Raw genomic sequence first — 18708 nt, 5'->3', positions numbered from 1 at the left:
ATATTATATCTTGTCTTGTTGCTCTAGAAGTAACATTTTACGGAGGAATACCCAAGTTCGGCTGAAGGGATCGGTCTTGAAAACCGACAGGCGGGTCATACCGCGCGGGGGTTCGAATCCCTCTTCCTCCTCCATTTATTTTTTATATTATTTTTCTAAAATTTGTAGTATAATATAAGAATAGTTGATTTAAATTTCAACTTTATTATTGTCGCGGGGTGGAGCAAATCGTCAAACGTAGATGACGATTAACACCGATGCAGGCGCAGCCGAAGCAGGTGTCTTACTTTCTTCGAGCGTAGAATTTATATTAAGACGTTTATTATTGTCGCGGGGTGGAGCAGTTCGGTAGCTCGTCGGGCTCATAACCCGAAGGTCACAGGTTCAAATCCTGTCCCCGCAACCAAATGGTCCCGTGGTGTAGCGGTTAACATGCCTGCCTGTCACGCAGGAGATCGCCGGTTCGATCCCGGTCGGGACCGCCATTTTTTTGTAAGCAAGCAGTTCCTATGCAACTAAGTGATATAACAAACATAATTTGTGTTATACTTAACTGACTATGAGACACTAAGCTTGATTTACTTAATGAGATTTAGGCTCAGTAGCTCAGTCGGTAGAGCAAAGGACTGAAAATCCTTGTGTCGGCGGTTCGATTCCGTCCTGAGCCACCATTTATATTAATATGCGGGTGTAGTTTAGTGGTAAAACCTCAGCCTTCCAAGCTGATGATGAGAGTTCGATTCTCTTCACCCGCTTCATATGAAAAAGACCTATTGATGCAAAGATCAATAGGTCTTTTTTTTGCGCATTTTTATTCTCTATTCATCTTAGGAATAAAAAGAGCGGATTGGGATAAGATAGTAGAAGAAAATGATGAGAGGCGGTAATGACTATGACTACAGAATGGTTTGACAGAGTAACAGAGGAACTACAGGATCATTTGAATTCGATCTGCGAGCAATATGACCAAGTCGGCCATATGAATATTAATCGTGCCTCTAAGCATCCTAGAATTGAATTTTTTGTTGCTAGTACGGATGAGGAAGAACGAGACTATTTTTGCACTATACTTTTTGACCCTTACAATGAAGAATTTTATGTTGAAAGCTTTGACGTTGAGTTGAACCAGCCAACCAGAATAATGTTAGATGATATTACCGATATAATAGAAGCAGTTCATGAAAGCTTCCACGAGTTTCTGGAAGACGATAGTGATATTGAATGGATCTACATGGATGAGGAAGATGGACTTGACGATTACGTTATCGATGATGACGATGATGACGATGATGACGAAATTATGCTAGAGGAAATTGATGTAGAATGGGAAACTCCTGAAATCACTGCATTTTTAATAGATGATAAAATGGAAGTAACGTATCAGTTTGGGATAGACAGTGCTAATGGTGATGGTGTTCTTCGTAGAAGAAACCGTAGTTGGACTGATACTGAACAAGAGCTAGTAGATGAAAGCACTTTTACATTTACTAAGGATGAGGCAAGTACTATTATAGCTATGATTGCCAGTCATATGGATAAAATGGTCGGGTACGACGACATTATAGATATCTAAGTTTTAAATACATCTTCAATTGGACTACTGCCATTTGAAGATGTTTTATTTTTTTGAGGATATGTAGTCTTGGGCAAAAGCTTTTAGTCTGCTAAATAACCCCAAAGGAATAAACAGTTTTAGATGTATACTCTTCCCCTGCTTGTAGAATTACAGAATGCAAATGAGGGTGATGGATTGAGTCTGGGGGACCTTGTGTTTCTAAGCATACACCTAAATGATTTCTTAACCTCTTTCCCCTCATATTTTCCATGCTGTCTAAATTATTTCCTGTATAGACGATGACGGCCGACTCCGTTGTATCCACTGTTAGCTTTCGACCACTTTTCTCTTCCGTTAAAACGATTATGTTATTTTTATTTTCATCCAATAAAAATGGATGATCATATCCGTAACCAACAAGTACATTTTGAGGGTGTCGTGAATGTACTCCATCCGCAATTTTACGGCTCTCTCGAAAATCAAATACCGAATCATCTACAGGTACTAACTTTCCCGTTGGTAGAAACTCTTCATTCAGCTCCAAGTATGTAAGACTATCCATAGCTAATTCATGGTTTAAAACATCTCTTCTCAGATTACCACTTAGGTTAAAATACGAATGGTTTGTAACATTTACTAAAGTATCCTTGTCAGAAATACCGCTATATCTAATAGATAACTCGTCTGTATTATTAGAAATTGTATAGACTACCTTCATGTTCAAATTCCCAGGATAACCTTCTTCCCCGTCCTTGCTTAAGTAAGTAAACTCAATTGTTGTTTCCTCTGCGCCTTCCAACACAGTAGAATCCCATAAAACATGACTGAACCCTTTAGGTCCTCCATGTAGGTGATTGCTTTTTTCATTCGGTGTAACATGATAGACATTCCCCCCTAAGCGAAAGGCTCCTCCTTTAATACGGCCAGCAGCTCGACCGACAACAGCTCCTAAGTATTTGCTATTCTGACCGTATTCTTCTAAGGAATCGTACCCTAATACTACATTTTCATACTGGCCTCTCCTGTCGGCCGCTAATACTTCAGTAATCACACACCCATAATTCATACAAGACACTTCAAAACCATTTTTATTTTTTACTGTAAATAATGTAACTTGCTGGTCATCTATAACTCCAAATTTTCTCTCTTTGACTAGCAATTCCTTATCCCCTTTCACACAATAATTTATAAGAGCCCCAACTAGATAGTTGAGACTCGGGATATGACATCCTTTAAGGGCGAAACTCTAATAGCTCTCTATTCAGGTCCTTCGTTTGAACATAAACCTTTTGATAAATAGAAAATAATTTCTTATATTTTTCCACATTTTCTTTATTAGGAGTAAACTCTTTATCCTCCTTCAAAAACTTATCTGCACAATCGTTTAACGAATTAAACCATCCACATCCATAAGCAGCCAACATAGCAGCTCCCATTCCAGGACCCTGTTCACTAGTTAACCGAACAATCTTAGCATCAAAAATGTCTGCTTGGATTTGAAGCCAATCATCATTTTGAGCACCGCCACCAATGGACACCACAGTATCTATGGACTTCCCATTTCGGCGAAATATTTCAATGGATTCGTGCAACGAAAATGTTATTCCCTCTAGTACAGCTCGGGTAAAATCCTTACGTTCATGTGAACTGTCCATCCCAATGAAACTAGCACGAACAGTTGCATCGGCATAAGGAGTTCTTTCTCCAACTAAGTATGGGGTAAATAACAATCCATTAGAACCAACTGGAACAGAACCTACCTCATACAATAATTCTTCGAACGTTTCACCCTTCGCAAAAACCTCTTTAAACCAACTCAAGCTATGGCCAGCTGAAAGAGTTACACCCATTGTATAAAAGGCATCTGGTGCAGCGTGATTAAAGTAATGAACCTTTCCTGCAAAATCTTTGTTCGGTGTGGCTTCGTAGGATAAAACAACACCAGACGTGCCTATACTGCAAAGGGTCTCACCGTCCTTTAATATCCCTGAACCAATCGCTCCACAGGCATTATCAGCTCCTCCCGCGAAAACACGAGTAGTGTTGGAAAGACCAGTAGCCTTCGCTATCTCAAAGGATACCGTACCAACTTCCTGATATGACTCCACCAGTGGCGGACACATGCTAGGATCTAAGTCTATTAAGGCACATATCTCCAAGCTCCATTCCTTCTTACTTACATCCAAGAGAAGTGTTCCCGCAGCATCTGAGTAATCCATGTGAAGTTGACCAGTTAGTTTATATCTTAGGTAGTCCTTCGGAAGCAAAAACGTCTTCGCTTTCTTATAGATGGTTGGCTCATGAGCTTTAATCCATAATATTTTAGGAAGAGTAAAGCCCTCTAATGCAGGGTTTTTAGTTATTTCAAGCAACTTTTCCTCGCCAATCAAATCATAGATTTGTTCACATTGTGCTGTAGTACGAGTATCATTCCATAGAATTGCAGGACGCAATACTTCGTTAACCTCATCTAACAGAACGAGCCCGTGCATCTGACCGGAAAAACTGATTCCTTCTATGTCATCGACATCACCGGAGAAGCTCTTCAAAAGCTCCTCTAATCCGAGCAGTGTCTGATCCACCCAGTGCTGAGGGTTTTGTTCGCTATAACCCGTTTTCTCTTGTATTAACGGATACGATTTAGATACACTTTGAACAACTAACCCATTCTTATCGACGAGTAGTATTTTAACCGCACTTGTTCCTAAATCTATTCCAATAACATATTTCATAGCCTCAGCCCTCCTACCATTTGCAGGGTTATTATTTATACGCCTGTAACAAATACTGATTGATTGTAGCTTTAATCTGCTCTAAGCGACCGGAAGTCTGTTTAATATGTTGAAGACCCAAAGCATATTCTTCTAACTTATGGAAATTTGTTTTCCCTTCCACTATATCTAAGCCAATGCCATCCTGATACGTTTTATAGCGGTCCTGCACTATATCTTCAAGTACTTTATCATCTATTAGATTTTGAGCCACTCGTAATCCTATAGCAAAGGCATCCATCCCAGCGATATGTGCATGAAACAAGTCCTCCGGTTCAAATGATGCTCTTCTTACTTTTGCATCAAAGTTTAAACCGCCCTTACCCAGACCACCATTTTGTAAAATTTCATACATCGCAAGGGTTGTAGTCCATAGGTCTGTCGGGAATTCATCTGTATCCCAGCCAAGAAGTGGATTACCTTGGTTGGCATCAACAGAACCGAGCATATTATTAATCCGTGCATAATGAAGCTCATGCTCAAAGGTATGGCCAGCAAGTGTGGCATGGTTCGCTTCAATATTAAATTTAAACGATTTTTCTAGGCCATAGCTTTGTAAAAACGCATGGGCAGTCGCTACATCATAATCATATTGGTGAGTCGACGGCTCCTTTGGTTTAGGCTCAATTAAGAACTGTGCGTCAAATCCAATCTCTTTCGCAAAATCTATAGCCATATGATAAAAACGAGCCAAGTTATCTAGTTCTAGTTTCATATTGGTATTTAATAACGTATCGTATCCCTCGCGCCCTCCCCAGAACACGTAATTTTGTGCCCCAAGCTCCTTACCAATTTCTAATCCTTTTTTCACCTTAGCAGCGGAGTAAGCAAACACATCTGCATTACTCGATGTAGCTGCTCCATGAACAAAGCGAGGATGTGTGAAGTTATTTGCCGTATTCCAAAGTAGCTTTGCTTTACTAGTTTTCATATAGTCCTTGATCATGCTGACAATCACGTCTAAATTTTGATTGCTTTCCCTTAAGTTACTTCCCTCTGGAGCAATATCAACATCATGGAAACAGAAAAACGGCACATCCATCTTCTCGTAGAACTCGAAAGATGCTTCTACCCGTGCCTTTGCTAAGTCCAATCCACTTAGTTTGTCCCAAGGACGGTTCATGCTACCTGCGCCAAAAGGGTCTGACCCGTCCATCGTAAACGTATGCCAGTAAGACACCGCGTATCTTAAAATCTCTTCCATCGTTTTGTCGCCAATTTTCTCTTGTGGATTATAAAACTTAAATGCATAAGGGTTTTGTGATGCAGCACCTTCAAACATAACTTTCTGTACATTTTGGAAATAGACCATTATTTATACCTCCTGATTTTTACTCTCACTTTTTAGTTTGTTAATTATCTGAACAAAGTTTTAAAAATAGTGCCATTCTTTAAAAATAGAGTGTATGCTATAAATAAATATCGAATTTTACAAAAATATAAAATTGATAAAGGCGGATTCCTATGAATGCAACCAGTAGCTTTATTTATAACTTAGCTGAATGGATCACTAAATTTGCTTATTTAAACTTGCTATGGATACTTTTCACACTTCTGGGTGGTGTCTTTTTAGGACTGTTCCCCTCTACTATTTCCATGTTCGCTGTAGTAAGGGCATGGTTAAAAGGTGACACTGATATATCCGTATTTCGTACATTTTGGAAACATTATCGAGATGAATTTTTAAAAAGTAATAGGTTAGGAGTATTTGTTGCCGTCCTTATAGTCTTTATTGCTTTAGACATTTTTTACATACAGTCTTCCGAAAGCAGCCTGTTACACTGGACTTACCTACCACTATTTGCATTTATGCTATTGTTTGTTATGTTTCTATTTTATCTTTTCCCATCCTTTGTACACTTTGACACAAAGTTAGGACAGGTAATTAAGAATGCCTTTTTTATCATGCTCATCAATCCGTTGACGACCCTATTAATCTTTCTTTGCTTAATACCTTTCATCTACTTAATTAGTATTCTTCCAGCTATCGGATTTATATTTGGTGGGAGCGTATACGCTTTTATATCTATGCGATTTAGCCTGCATGCCTTTCAAAAAGTGCATGAAAAGAAGGAAACATTGGGATCTTCTCAGTAATAGCCACTCCTAAGTGAAAGCCATTACTTAACCTTTTACTGCGCTTGCAGAAATCCCTTCGACTACTTTATTGCTAAAGAAGATAAAAGCTATAATGATTGGCAATACGCTTATAATCAGGGTAGCCCCTATCGCTCCCCAGTCTGTCATATATTGACCGATAAAGTTTTGTATTCCGACCGTTAATGTTTTATATTTGTCTGAGCTAATAAATGTATTCACGAAAACAAACTCATTCCAGTTATAAATCATATTAATCACTACCGTTGTAGCCATTACTGGCGTTGTCATCGGGAGAATCACTTGAAAAAACATTCGATTAACGGAGCAACCATCTATTATGGCTGCCTCCTCTATTTCTTTTGGCAAAGTATAATAGAATCCAAGTAAAATCATCATCGTTATTGGTAAGTTATAGGCTGTATATGTAATAACAACTCCGAGTGGGTTATCTATTAAATTCACGCTTAAAAACATGCTATAGAGTGGAATCAACGCCGAATGAATGGGAATCATTAAACCAATGATGAACAGACTGAGTACTGCTCCACTTAGCTTCCATCTCATCCGAGTAATTGCAAAAGTAGCCATACTTGCGAAAAGCACAGTTAATACGATAGAAAGTGCTGTGATCCACACACTGTTAAAAAAATAAACTCCAATACCGCCATCCCAAACTTTTAGATAGTTTTCCCATCTAAACTCTGATGGCAACGCAAAGGGCGAGCCCGCAAATATTTCTCGATTATCTTTTAATGAGAAAATAAATAACCATATTAGCGGGATGATTTGAAACAATGCTACAACAATTAGACTGAAATACAGAAAAAAGTAGCCAACACGTCTCATATACAACCTCCTTTTAATATTCTATTCTCTCTTTTGTCGCTGTTAGCTTTCTAACAATAAAGGTAACGATTAATGTAATGATAAGTAATAAGAAACCAATCGCACTTCCGTATCCGAAGTTATAGCTTGAAAACGCAAGCTTATACATGTATGAAGCCATTACTTCACTCGCTCCATTCGGTCCACCAGAAGTCATGACATAGATTAAGTCAAAATACTTTAACGATCCAATGATTGCTAATACAATCGTTACACTCACCACTTCTTTAATCAACGGAAGCTTAATCTTTGTAGCAATTTGGAAGGCAGAGGCCCCATCCATTCTTGCTGCTTCGATTAATGACTCTGGAATATTCTTCAACGCAGCATAGTAAATCAAAATATAAAACCCTGCATACTGCCACAAAATCGGTATAAAAATTGCAAACAACACAATTGATGGCTCTGCAAGCCAAGCTGGAGGATTTTCCACTCCTATTTGCTTAAGAAACACATTTAAAATACCATTCGAAGGATTATATACTTTAATCCAAAGCTGGGCTATAGCTACAGAGGACAATAACATCGGTATCAAATATATTTTTCTTAATAAATCAGATCCTTTTATCTTGGACGCCAATATAAAGGAGATGGTTAAGTAAATGGCTAAGCTCAAGGTAGAGAATATTGCCAACAAAAAGGAATGATAGGCACTACTCCAAAATTTCATATCCTGAAGACCTTTTATATAATTCTCTAAGCCAATGAACGTTTTTTCTCCTATACCATCCCATTGCATTAAGCCATAATATCCAGACAACATTAGCGGAATGAATATTAACACTAGGACTAATAAAAGTGCAGGTGAAATATACAATGCTATTAGCAGTTTGTTAGACATTACCTTGTTCATACAAGTAACTCCTTCCCTATCAGATAGACAAGGGTTACCCCAGTAATAGGAATAACCCTTACATCCATCGACAAATCCTCTAGCTAATTATCTATTATTTGGAAAGAGCATCCTCATGTGCTTTTCCAAACTCTTCTGGAGTCATTTCCTTTCCAAATAGCGCTTGAATCGAATCTAAATGTACTTGTGCAACATCAGGGCTCATCTGAACATCTGCAAATAGCGTAATATTACTTGCCTCGTTTAACTCATTTAAAATATCAATATACATCTCTGGAAGATCCAACGAGCCTGCATCTACTTTGGTAGCTGGGATTACCCCTGCTTTTGTAACAGCTTTTTCTCCCCATGCTTTAACAAAGTAAGCAGCAAAGTCCTTCGCTTCTTCTTTTACATCAGAGTCCTCTGCTACGAATAATCCAACTCCCGGTCCTCCAACAAAGCTATCCATATCCCCGTTTCCATTAACAGTTGGGAATTTCAAATATTGAACTGAATCTCTAAATTCCTGTGGTACCGTTTCATTTGTTGTATAGTTCGGTAAATCCCAAGTAGCGATTAAATACATCGGAGCTTGCTCACTCATGAACATACTTTTTGCTTCCTCATCCGCCAGTCCATTAAATCCTTTGACGAATGCACCCATATCAACAAGATCTTGAACCTTTTGAGCTGCCTCCACTAATGCAGGATCTTCAAAAGAACCAGAACGATCGATTGCCTTGTTAAGAACCTCTGCTCCTCCAAGACGATCAGCTAAATACATATACCAAAGTGACCCTGTCCAAGCATCCTTATTTCCTAAGGCAATTGGATCTATTCCATTTTCTTTAAATACTTTTATCACATTCTCTAATTCTTCAAAAGTCTTTGGTGCTTCTAAGTTATATTCCTCAAACATTGCACTGTTATAGTATAGTGTGACAATATTAAGCTCTAGCGGTAAGCCATATGTTTTCCCGTCTAGGGCATATGCCTCTGCAGTTCCCGGAACAAAGCTATCACTTAGCTGGTCTTTAATAACATCATCTAATGGAGCGAACATATTTCCGCCAACATAAGGCTCTAAGAAGCCTGCAGCCCAAGTCATTCCTACATCTGGAAGCTCTTTAGAGGTGGATAATACTCTTAACTTATCTTTGTATTGTTCATTACTTAACACTTCCAAATCCACTTTGACACCATCATTCTCTTTTTCATAATCTGCAATAATTTCATTTACAACATCATAATGTTGCTTGGAACTTCCTTCTGGCCATAAATGCATAAACTTAATTTCTTTGTCCCCATTTTTACTTGAAGATGTTTCATCTGCGTCTGAACAACCGGCTAATAAATAAAATAAAGAAGCAAATAATAGAATTTTAATCATTTTGTTGATTTTCATTCTTATTTCCCCCACCCCAAAGTTTTTACAACAATATTCTGAATATTGTATGCGTTTTCATTGTAGCAAATAACACTATGTTAGTCTAGTGGATAAACAAAGTTTTTTTATTTTTCAGTTTTATGTTAGAATGATGAAAAATGATAAAGAAAGAGCTGAAGTGAATGAAGCTGAATGCTAACCAAACATGGAATCACCATGTGGTCAAAAAAGGAAACAAATCACTAGTTCTAGATAAGATAAAATATAATTCCCCTATCTCGAGAGCGACTGTTGCTAGTCAAGTCGGATTAAACAAAGGAACTGTTTCCTCTTTAGTTAATGACTTGCTGGAAGAACACCTTATCTATGAATCTGGACCAGGGGAATCTAGTGGTGGTAGAAGACCAGTTATGCTGCTGTTCAATGAAAAAGCTGGCTACTCTATCGGTATAGACATTGGAGTTAACTATCTACTCGGAGTGCTAACCGATCTTAACGGTAATATTCACACCGAGAAGCGTATAGCTTTTAAGAATCTATCTTATGAAGAAATAGAGTTGAGATTATTTGAAACGATAGACTTCCTCCTTATCTCTACTCCCGATTGTCCTCATGGAGTAGTAGGAATTGGAGTGGGTGTGCCAGGGATTGTAGAGAAGGATGGAAATATTCTATTAGCACCAAATTTAAATTGGAGAAATATTAACTTAAAGGAGGTTTTAGAAGAAAAATATAATCTACCTATCATTATAGAAAACGAAGCAAATGCCGGAGCTTATGGCGAGAAGCATTTTGGAGCTGGCAAGGACTTTGAGAATGTCATCTACGTAAGTGCAGGAATAGGTATCGGCGTCGGATTAATATTGAATGGTTCTCTTTACAAAGGCTCTAATGGATTCTCTGGTGAGCTTGGTCATATGACTATTCAAGCAGGAGATCTGTTATGTCGCTGTGGAAACGAAGGCTGTTGGGAGCTTTATGCATCTGAACAAGCGCTAATGAGACATGCAGAGAAATTAGATATACCCTTTGATTCACAGGATTTAGAAGGCTTAGTCTCCCTTGCGCAAAGTGGAAATGAGGAAGTCATTCAATTGTTTCATCAGACGGGTGACTATTTAGGTATCGGCATCAATAACATTATCAATATCTTTAACCCGCAACAAGTCATTATCGGGAACCGTTTAGCTTACTCCAAAAAATGGTTAAAGGACTCTTTAAATAAAAGAATTACAAATCAGGCTCTCTGGTTTCAACAAAACGATTTGCAAATTGATTTTTCAGAGCTATCCACGAGGTCTACAGCATTAGGGGTTGCTGCTTTTTCCATTGAAAACTTTTTAAGTGTCAGTATCCAACAGGATGTTTTGCTAGAATAAACGTTTTCTGGAGTCAATTTACTTTTTTGAAGACTAAAAAATGATTAATTCCCCTCCCTTACACATAGTTTTGATGATTAGTAAATTTAATTATCTGAAAATTACGATTTTATATTCTCTGATAATAAATGGTTTAGTGGGCAGCAATTTTATAGATTTATAACCGTTCGCTGGGATATATGACCGCTCAGAAGAATATATAACCGTTCACGGAGATTTATGACCGTTCGCTGAAATTTATAACCGTTCGCTGAAATTTATAACCGTTCACCGAAATATATAACCGCTTACAGTTTATGTGCTTGAAATGGACAAAAATCACTCAATAAAAAGGATGATGACAAATGACAACTATTCGCAATCCGATATTACCAGGCTTTAATCCAGATCCAAGTATTTGTAGAGTTGGAGAAGACTATTATATTGCCGTTTCTACTTTTGAATGGTTCCCCGGCGTTGGAATTTATCATTCCAAGGATTTAAAAAATTGGCGTTTAGCTTCTCGACCTCTTAACCGCCTTAGTCAATTGAATATGATGGGAAATCCTAACTCTGGAGGGGTTTGGGCACCTGCATTATCCTACAGTGACGGACATTTTTGGCTCATTTTCACAGACGTAAAAGTTACAGAGGGACAGTGGAAAGATTCCCATAACTATCTTGTCACTTGTGACACAATCGACGGTGAATGGTCAGACCCTATCTTTTTAAACAGTTCTGGCTTTGATCCTTCCTTATATCATGATGAATCCGGAAAAAAGTACTTAGTGAATATGAAGTGGGATCACCGTCTCCATCATCATAATTTTTATGGTATTGCGCTTCAGGAATATGATGTGGAGCAACAAAAATTAGTCGGCGAATCTACTATTATCTTTAAAGGAACAGATATTAAGCTCGTAGAAGCTCCTCACCTATACAAGATTAATGATTATTACTATTTGTTAACTGCTGAAGGTGGCACAAAATATGACCATGCAGCAACTATGGCGCGATCGAAAAACCTAGAGGGTCCTTATGAGGTCCATCCAGATAATCCATTGATAACATCTTTCCCGTATCCGCGAAACCCATTGCAAAAGTCAGGCCATGCTTCTATCGTCCATACCCATACCGATGAATGGTTTTTAGTACACTTAACCGGTCGTCCACTACCAAGAGACAACCAACCATTACTAGATCCGCGGGGGTATTGTCCACTTGGAAGAGAGACTGCTATTCAACGATTAGAATGGAAAAATGACTGGCCTTATGTTGTAGATGGTAATGGTCCCTCACTAGAAATTGAAGGTCCCAATATACAAGAAGTAGCTTGGGAAAAGGACTTCGAAGAGAAGGATGATTTTAACGGAGAATCATTGAATGCTCATTTTCAATCATTGAGAATTCCACTTGGGGAACACATTGTTTCACTAAAAGACAATCCTGGACATTTACGTCTTTATGGCAAGGAATCTTTAACCTCTAAATTTACACAGGCTTTTATAGCTAGACGTTGGCAGCATTTCAACTTTATTGCAGAAACAAAAGTAGCCTTCCACCCAAATACCTTCCAACAATCAGCTGGTCTCGTGAACTATTACAACACAGAAAATTGGACAGCATTACAAATTTCCTGGCACGAGGAAAAGGGAAGAATTTTAGAGATAAGTACATGTGATAACTTCGTTTTTGATCAGCCACTTCAAGGAAAAGAAATTATTTTACCTGAAGAGGCAGAGTATGTATATCTACGTGTAGAGGTTAAGACATCTATTTATGAATATTCGTATTCATTGGATGGTGATAATTGGACAACGATTCCTATTTCTTTGGCTTCCCATAAATTATCCGATGACTATATTCAAGGCGGAGGATTTTTTACCGGGGCATTTGTTGGTATGCAATGTCAGGATACATCTGGCCAAAGCATCCCTGCTGATTTTGATTACTTTGTTTATAAGGAAACAGAATGAGTCTTTAAAAAAAGAAGAGCTAAACTCTTACAACTGTTCTAGTAAGAGTTTAGCTTTTCTTTCTGTATTTTGTTAATTTACCATCTGCATAATTTTTCCCGTTTTAATCGACTCTAGGCAGGCCTCCATTACACGCATGTTCCCAATACTAAATTCGCCTGTCACCTCGGGATTTGTATTCGTTAAAATAGCATTGGAGAAGTGTTCGACCTCTATTCGATAAAGATCACCAGGAATATTTTCTTCACTTGTCATGTCATCTTGTTGAATCATTATTTTACCTAAGCCGCCATTTTGGTCAGGACGAAATGCATATAGCACTTTAATCGTTCCTTTAGAACCCACTATTTCATATTCATTTCTCCCAGCCATGTCAAAGCTACAATTAAACGTAGCATGAATACCATTGTCTAGCTGTAAAGTCCCGAATGCACTTATGTCAACGTTAGTTTCCTTATCTAGATCTGCCATACAATGCACCCTAACAGGTTCTGCTCCGGTCATGTATCGAATGGCATGGATGCAATAACAGCCTACATCGAATAGACTACCCCCACCCATCTCTGGATTCATTCTAAACTCGTTTTGTCTATTTTCCATATAGAACGAGTGGCTGGCAGTTACCAGTTTGATCTCTCCTATAACACCGGAAGAGATGAGTTCTTTTACACGTGTATGCTGTGGGTGGAGCTGATACATGAAAGCCTCCATGAACTTCACATTTTGTTCCTTACAGACTTCAATAATCTCGATTGCTTCTTGGGACGTAAGTGAAATTGGCTTTTCACAAAGTACATGCTTTCCTGCCTTAGCTGCTTTAATCACCCATTCCTTATGTAAATGATTAGGTAAGGGAATATAGATTGCATCAATAGTTGGATTGGCGAGAAGCTCTTCATAGCTTTCATAAGCGATATTAATTTCTAATTCCTTTGCAACCTCATGCACTTTACTTCCTCTACTTGCAATAGCCACTAACTCTGCATTGCCCGCTCTTTGGATTGCCGGGATAAGCTGTTCTCTTGCAATTCTCGCTGTACTTAAAACTCCCCATCGAATCTTTTTTTCCAATAGACACGCCTCCTTTAAAACTATCTCTCATGCTTCATTCGGCAAAATCTGAAGGTTTTCCTCCTACCGTAAAATATACTTTTAGAAAGCTCTCCCCCTAAAATATTTTTCTGTTAAAATAAGTATAGTTGTTTATCAAATAGAACTGGAACGGTGAAGAAAACTTGAAAACTTTTAAAAAGATGTATATAGAAATTACAAGTGTCTGTAATCTTGCTTGTAGTTTTTGTCCACCCACTGCTCGTAAGGCTAACATTATTAAATTAGATGCATTTAATAATATCCTTGACCAAATAAAGGACCATACGAGATATATTTACCTGCATGTAAAAGGAGAGCCACTACTCCACGCTCGTATCGATCAGCTTCTAGATGCTGCTCATGCAAAGGGTTTTAAGGTTAATATCACTACTAACGGAACGTTAATCAAAAAGAATAGAGAAAAATTATTAGGTAAACCAGCACTTCGTCAAATTAACTTCTCTCTTCACAGCTTTGATGGTCATGAAGGATCTGAGAATCGTGAAAAGTACTTAGGAGATATCCTTGAATTTGTACGTGATTCGAGAGAGCATAACACAATTATTTCTTACCGCTTATGGAACCTCCAGCAAGACCAGGTGTCAGACCTAGTACAGCGGAGAAATAGAGAAACATTAGAAATTTTAGAGAATGAATATAACCTAGACTTCAGAATTGAAGAAAAGGTACAGCCAGGTAAAGGGATTAAAATCGCGCCAAATGTCTTCTTAAACCAAGACCACGAATTCCAATGGCCAAGCCTACAAGCACCAGAGGATGATGGCAAAGGATTTTGCCATGCACTTCGAAGCCAAGCTGCTATCTTGGTAGACGGAACAGTAGTACCTTGCTGTTTAGACGGTGAAGGAGTCATTAATTTAGGTAATGTCAATAAAACCCCCTTCTCTGAAATAATTGAAGGCGAGCGAGCAAATGCTCTTTACGATGGTTTCACTAGAAGAGAAGCTGTTGAGGAAATGTGTAGAAAATGTGGGTATAGACAGCGGTTTGGGGTTTAACAATACCTACAATTCAGAGTATAGAAAATGAAGGGAACATCCTTTTGTTGAGGTTCCCTTCATTATTAACGTACTTAATACTTTATTCCTGCGTCTCTAATGTAATATTTAATTGTTTTAGTAAATGATCAACTACCTCTATCGCTTCATCTCTTTGCTTGTACTCGAAAGTGCAAAAACGAATCGTTTCTAAATCAACCTCTGCTCTTTTTATAATTTCGGTTAGCTCTTTAGGAACAACAATCCAAGATAAGTTACGCTCTAAATCGGCAATATTATATATTCCTTCTTTAAACTTTCTACATGCTAATTTCAATTCGTATAATTCATCATTAAATGCCCTCCAATTAGGGTCTCTTTTATCTTGTAAATTAGGTTTTCTAACATTTTTAACAAATCTCTTTTCACAAGCGCCATAGTTAATATAGTTTATTTGAGCTTCAATTAGAGATATCTGGTTGGCACCTGTATCATATTTATTTTCCTTTTGGAATGGATCGTCCTCCCAAAAACAGATTGGACATATATCGTAGTGACCATCACTATCCATCGTACTATAACCACAAGAAGGGCACGTATTTTTGTTCATGAGACACCCCCTAAACACCCTTTTTAAAATCATAAACCATAATATTTCTCCTTGCACTAACTCCCTCAACAAGAGTAATATCTGATAATTCTACCTCAGTAGCTTCTGCATCCGAGGAGTAATTAGCTTCTATGGAAGAAGTAACTGCAGCTGCTATATCGTTAGCAAATCATGCAGAATATTTACAGATAAAAATTTCTAAGTTCATGGTGTAGCAAAATTTATTACCTATCCAATTAATTCCTGGATAGGTTAGTTCGCTATTTAAATGTTATCTACTTTCCAAAGACTCTCCCCATTGGATTTATATTGCACATAGCGCTAGCTCCAGAGTTTTTTCGAGTCTGCGGGATACATGGAACGTTGTCACTCTTTCTTCCAAGCTAGCCTCACTCTTGAGCCTCCTACCTACTTCTATTTATCAGAGCTTTGCTATCTAATTATTTTTAAAAAGGAAGCACATTATCTTCTCGGACATTCTCATCCTCTTCCGAGTAATTGAGTTCATCCCACTCGTCATGCAAAATCCCATATGGGGCTCCGCCTTCTGTATAACCTGCAATAAAAGCAAATTCTCCAAACAGTTCTCCCTCTTCTATTATATTTTTCTTCTTTTTATTTTTTCTCTTTTTACTCATTATTATCTTTCCTTTTTCAATTTTAACTTTGTCAGGAACAGTCGTCCTTTTTAATCTTTTTAAGCTTCAATATCTCTCTCATCCATTTATTTGTTTGTTCCATATTAAATTCAGGCTCGTACATTCCCTCTCCCCATCGCTTCATATCTTGATGCTGTTCATGTGTAGGATCATTCCAAGCTTCCAAAAATTCTAGATACCCTCCTACTCCCCCTACATCTTCTGGCGGACAAGCTCCTGCCCCTTCTAACAAAATGGGATGCACCACTTCATAATCTAGGATAATTTTTTCTAGCTTAATATGATGCAGCCAGTTATCACCGTAATCGTATAGATAAACAAATTCAATATATTCCTCTACATATTTTGGAAGCTTCGTTTTAGTAGCAAGTCTCATCTCTCTAGTCATTAGTCTTTCTACATAGCGCTTTTCAAATTTATTCTCTATCTTTTTATGCTGATTCTTAAACGCTCCCAATTGCTCAAAAATATGTTGTTCATACATTTCCTCATCCTCTACGATTTCCAATTTGCGTTTCTCTCTTTCAAAAGCAAACTCAAATAAATGAGCGTCCTGCCATCCCATTGCAAATTGAATCGTGTCATGCAGCCTTTTAAAAGTAGTCTCTGCAGGAATAACAAACCTTCTCCAAACAACTGGCTCTACACCTTCTAGCGTCAATAAAAGTGATATGCTTTCATACTTAAACCCCTTCCCATCCTATGGCTAGTACGTTCTCTTCCAATTAATTCATATATTACCATGCGTTGAGCTAGAGCGCACTTTGGGTAATTAGCAGTCGCTTAAAAGAGATGAACTACTTGAAAAGAATTCTTTCCAAACGTATACTAAAAGTAACAACTGCGTACATTAAAAAAGACTGATTGATGTTAGTGCATCAACCAGTCCATTATAATAGTTGGTCCCAAAGGGGATTGGCTTCAATTAGGATTAACCCATCTGAGCTCTCAACTCAAGGATGGGTTATTTTTTATGGTTAAACGACAATATTACAACGACCAATGTCGCAAATGCTACTGCAAACATCAATGCTTCGAATACTGACAAGGCACCACCCCCTCTCTACCGGGAGTGAACCAACCACCCTTGAGCTACCACACTATTATCTCTCTATTATACCACACATACGTTCTGTTTTGGTTTTATAAAAAAGGCAATAGAGACAGGATAAGAAAAGATTCTCCTCTTACCTTTTGTCACTTTTACCTTTACTTTTTTATATTTTAACAAATCATCCAGACAAACTACTCACTAATATAAATCATATAGCTACTGCTAGAGATCTTGGCAAGGTAAATATCCGGATCCTCGTTAATAGAATAGATTTCCGTCCCAGGCGCTAATGCATTGGAGGAAAGGTTATTGCTTGGTACAATATCTCGACCGACATTTTCTTGTACCTCCCCAACCTTCTCTCCAATAGTGAATTCACTACCTGTTGTTTCTCTCACTTCCGTGAATCTATTACCATTTGCTATTAGGATGGAAGGGCTATCCGCATGAACTTGTATTATTTCACTTTGTACGGTCATTTGGTCATACTCTGTACAGCCAGTAATGATTGGTAAAATACAGCATATCAATAAAGCTACCCATGATTTTCGCATTTAAACACCTCTCGCTTAGCTACAAATTACAGCATTTAAAATCTCTGTGTACAGAAGTATAACCAACTTCTTCATTTATATGATTAAATTACCCAATCCTTATTTTTCCACAAATCAATGTAGAATTTAATCTCTAAAAGCCACCATCCTCACCTGGGAAATCTACTGTATCAAATACTTTGTTCGTATCCTCGTCCTTTACATCAATCTTTACTTCATACGTTTCATAATCTTCCCCATTAAAATAATGGTAATAAAGTGTTCTCAATAAAAGACCTAAAAGAGCATAGCCCTGGGCATTGCCGTCTGCTTCATAAATCTCTCGGTTTACAGTAGCGGTGTAGTCATTGTATTCCTTGTTATATTCAATTCCCTTTATCGAGCTAATATCTTCATTCGCTTCTATCTCTTCTACAAACGATTTCAGGTTGCTCTTTAAATCTGCACTGATCTCCTCCTGTGTTCCTCTAGTCATCTCATATTCAACTAGTCGATCTTCCTTATTTATTGTAGTTTTGCTTATCCCAAGTTTGTCCGCCTGTTCAAGTACCTGTTCCTCACTTACGCCATCATAAAAACGAAAAGGAATTGTTACCTGGACCATTTCATCTTTTGATTTTTCATCTTTTGACTTTCCTTCCTTTTTATCAGTCTCATTATTACAGGCTGATAAAAACAAAACAAAAATCATAAGAACTACAGTTAACTTTCTCAATTTAAAATTCCTCCTAATTACATCTATTACTTACTACCCTATTCTACTTAAAAATAACAAAGAGTACCATTTTAGATGTAAATTCATTACGATTGAACCTAATTCATAATTCCTGCTTTTACAGGTAAACCTAAATAAATCTATTAATGCAAAATTAAT

Annotated in this window: 17 protein-coding genes and 5 tRNA genes; 10 read left to right on the top strand and 12 right to left on the bottom strand. The window is 37.7% G+C overall.

The genetic code is table 11. The features are described 5' to 3' along the window. Positions 1 to 41: 41 nt before the first annotated feature. From MKX96_RS18820 to MKX96_RS18795, 6 genes are all read left to right on the top strand, one after another. Positions 42 to 134: transfer RNA gene (locus tag MKX96_RS18820), tRNA-Ser, on the top strand. Between the two features lie 195 nt (positions 135 to 329). Next, positions 330 to 406, top strand: a tRNA-Met gene (locus MKX96_RS18815). Positions 407 to 409: 3 nt separating this feature from the next. Beyond that, a tRNA-Asp gene (locus tag MKX96_RS18810) sits at positions 410 to 485 on the top strand. Between the two features lie 110 nt (positions 486 to 595). Next, positions 596 to 671: transfer RNA gene (locus tag MKX96_RS18805), tRNA-Phe, on the top strand. A 13-nt stretch (positions 672 to 684) separates the two neighbouring features. Then, positions 685 to 755 (top strand) — tRNA-Gly (locus MKX96_RS18800). Between the two features lie 137 nt (positions 756 to 892). Then, positions 893 to 1573, top strand: coding sequence for a hypothetical protein (locus MKX96_RS18795; protein WP_340886646.1), 681 nt, complete (start codon positions 893 to 895; stop codon positions 1571 to 1573). A 91-nt stretch (positions 1574 to 1664) separates the two neighbouring features. Here MKX96_RS18795 and MKX96_RS18790 read toward each other — a convergent pair whose 3' ends face one another. The 3 genes from MKX96_RS18790 to xylA all read right to left on the bottom strand — a co-directional run bounded on the left by MKX96_RS18790 (position 1665) and on the right by xylA (position 5638). Next, complete coding sequence (locus MKX96_RS18790) at positions 1665 to 2714, bottom strand: aldose epimerase family protein (protein ID WP_340886643.1); 1050 nt, start codon at positions 2712 to 2714, stop codon at positions 1665 to 1667. Positions 2715 to 2787: 73 nt separating this feature from the next. After that, complete coding sequence (xylB, locus tag MKX96_RS18785; protein WP_340886641.1) at positions 2788 to 4287, bottom strand: xylulokinase; 1500 nt, start codon at positions 4285 to 4287, stop codon at positions 2788 to 2790. A gap of 31 nt (positions 4288 to 4318) precedes the next feature. Then, positions 4319 to 5638 (bottom strand): xylose isomerase, encoded by a 1320-nt coding sequence (gene xylA / locus MKX96_RS18780; protein ID WP_340886639.1) that lies wholly within the window; start codon positions 5636 to 5638, stop codon positions 4319 to 4321. A gap of 152 nt (positions 5639 to 5790) precedes the next feature. Here xylA and MKX96_RS18775 point away from each other — a divergent pair, with 152 nt between their 5' ends. After that, entirely contained in the window at positions 5791 to 6423 is a 633-nt protein-coding gene (locus MKX96_RS18775; protein ID WP_340886636.1) for a YesL family protein, read from the top strand. A 27-nt stretch (positions 6424 to 6450) separates the two neighbouring features. On the opposite strand, the gene MKX96_RS18770 is transcribed toward MKX96_RS18775, so the two are convergent. The 3 genes from MKX96_RS18770 to MKX96_RS18760 form a co-directional block, all read right to left on the bottom strand. Then, complete coding sequence (locus tag MKX96_RS18770) at positions 6451 to 7272, bottom strand: carbohydrate ABC transporter permease (RefSeq protein ID WP_251556428.1); 822 nt, start codon at positions 7270 to 7272, stop codon at positions 6451 to 6453. 13 nt (positions 7273 to 7285) lie between these two features. Continuing rightward, positions 7286 to 8164: a carbohydrate ABC transporter permease gene (locus MKX96_RS18765; RefSeq protein ID WP_340886633.1), complete on the bottom strand. Its 879-nt coding sequence runs from the start codon at positions 8162 to 8164 to the stop codon at positions 7286 to 7288. Between the two features lie 94 nt (positions 8165 to 8258). After that, positions 8259 to 9551, bottom strand: a complete 1293-nt coding sequence (locus MKX96_RS18760) for an extracellular solute-binding protein (RefSeq protein WP_340886629.1) — start codon at positions 9549 to 9551, stop codon at positions 8259 to 8261. A 170-nt stretch (positions 9552 to 9721) separates the two neighbouring features. Between MKX96_RS18760 and MKX96_RS18755 the strand changes: the two genes are divergently transcribed. Together MKX96_RS18755 and MKX96_RS18750 are read left to right on the top strand one after the other, a co-directional pair. Further along, positions 9722 to 10912: an ROK family protein gene (locus MKX96_RS18755; RefSeq protein WP_340886964.1), complete on the top strand. Its 1191-nt coding sequence runs from the start codon at positions 9722 to 9724 to the stop codon at positions 10910 to 10912. 344 nt (positions 10913 to 11256) lie between these two features. Continuing rightward, entirely contained in the window at positions 11257 to 12867 is a 1611-nt protein-coding gene (locus MKX96_RS18750) for a glycoside hydrolase family 43 protein (RefSeq protein WP_340886627.1), read from the top strand. Between the two features lie 72 nt (positions 12868 to 12939). Here the strand turns inward: MKX96_RS18750 and MKX96_RS18745 are convergent, their stop codons facing one another. Beyond that, complete coding sequence (locus tag MKX96_RS18745; RefSeq protein ID WP_340886626.1) at positions 12940 to 13938, bottom strand: Gfo/Idh/MocA family protein; 999 nt, start codon at positions 13936 to 13938, stop codon at positions 12940 to 12942. Positions 13939 to 14102: 164 nt separating this feature from the next. On the opposite strand from MKX96_RS18745, the gene MKX96_RS18740 reads away from it, so the two are divergent. Continuing rightward, positions 14103 to 14978: a radical SAM/SPASM domain-containing protein gene (locus tag MKX96_RS18740; RefSeq protein WP_340886623.1), complete on the top strand. Its 876-nt coding sequence runs from the start codon at positions 14103 to 14105 to the stop codon at positions 14976 to 14978. Between the two features lie 82 nt (positions 14979 to 15060). On the opposite strand, the gene MKX96_RS19615 is transcribed toward MKX96_RS18740, so the two are convergent. The 5 genes from MKX96_RS19615 to MKX96_RS18715 form a co-directional block, all read right to left on the bottom strand. Beyond that, entirely contained in the window at positions 15061 to 15567 is a 507-nt protein-coding gene (locus MKX96_RS19615) for a CPCC family cysteine-rich protein (RefSeq protein WP_445678224.1), read from the bottom strand. Between the two features lie 446 nt (positions 15568 to 16013). Continuing rightward, entirely contained in the window at positions 16014 to 16205 is a 192-nt protein-coding gene (locus MKX96_RS18730) for a hypothetical protein (RefSeq protein ID WP_340886621.1), read from the bottom strand. Between the two features lie 31 nt (positions 16206 to 16236). After that, entirely contained in the window at positions 16237 to 16887 is a 651-nt protein-coding gene (locus MKX96_RS18725; RefSeq protein WP_340886618.1) for a plasmid pRiA4b ORF-3 family protein, read from the bottom strand. A gap of 584 nt (positions 16888 to 17471) precedes the next feature. Further along, positions 17472 to 17834 (bottom strand): hypothetical protein, encoded by a 363-nt coding sequence (locus MKX96_RS18720; protein ID WP_298467972.1) that lies wholly within the window; start codon positions 17832 to 17834, stop codon positions 17472 to 17474. A gap of 133 nt (positions 17835 to 17967) precedes the next feature. Then, positions 17968 to 18549, bottom strand: a complete 582-nt coding sequence (locus MKX96_RS18715; RefSeq protein ID WP_340886612.1) for a hypothetical protein — start codon at positions 18547 to 18549, stop codon at positions 17968 to 17970. Positions 18550 to 18708: the final 159 nt, after the last annotated feature.

It is taken from the genome of Psychrobacillus sp. FSL W7-1493, from assembly GCF_038004905.1.
Classification (GTDB): domain Bacteria; phylum Bacillota; class Bacilli; order Bacillales_A; family Planococcaceae; genus Psychrobacillus.
This window is presented reverse-complemented; position numbering and strand designations above follow the sequence as displayed.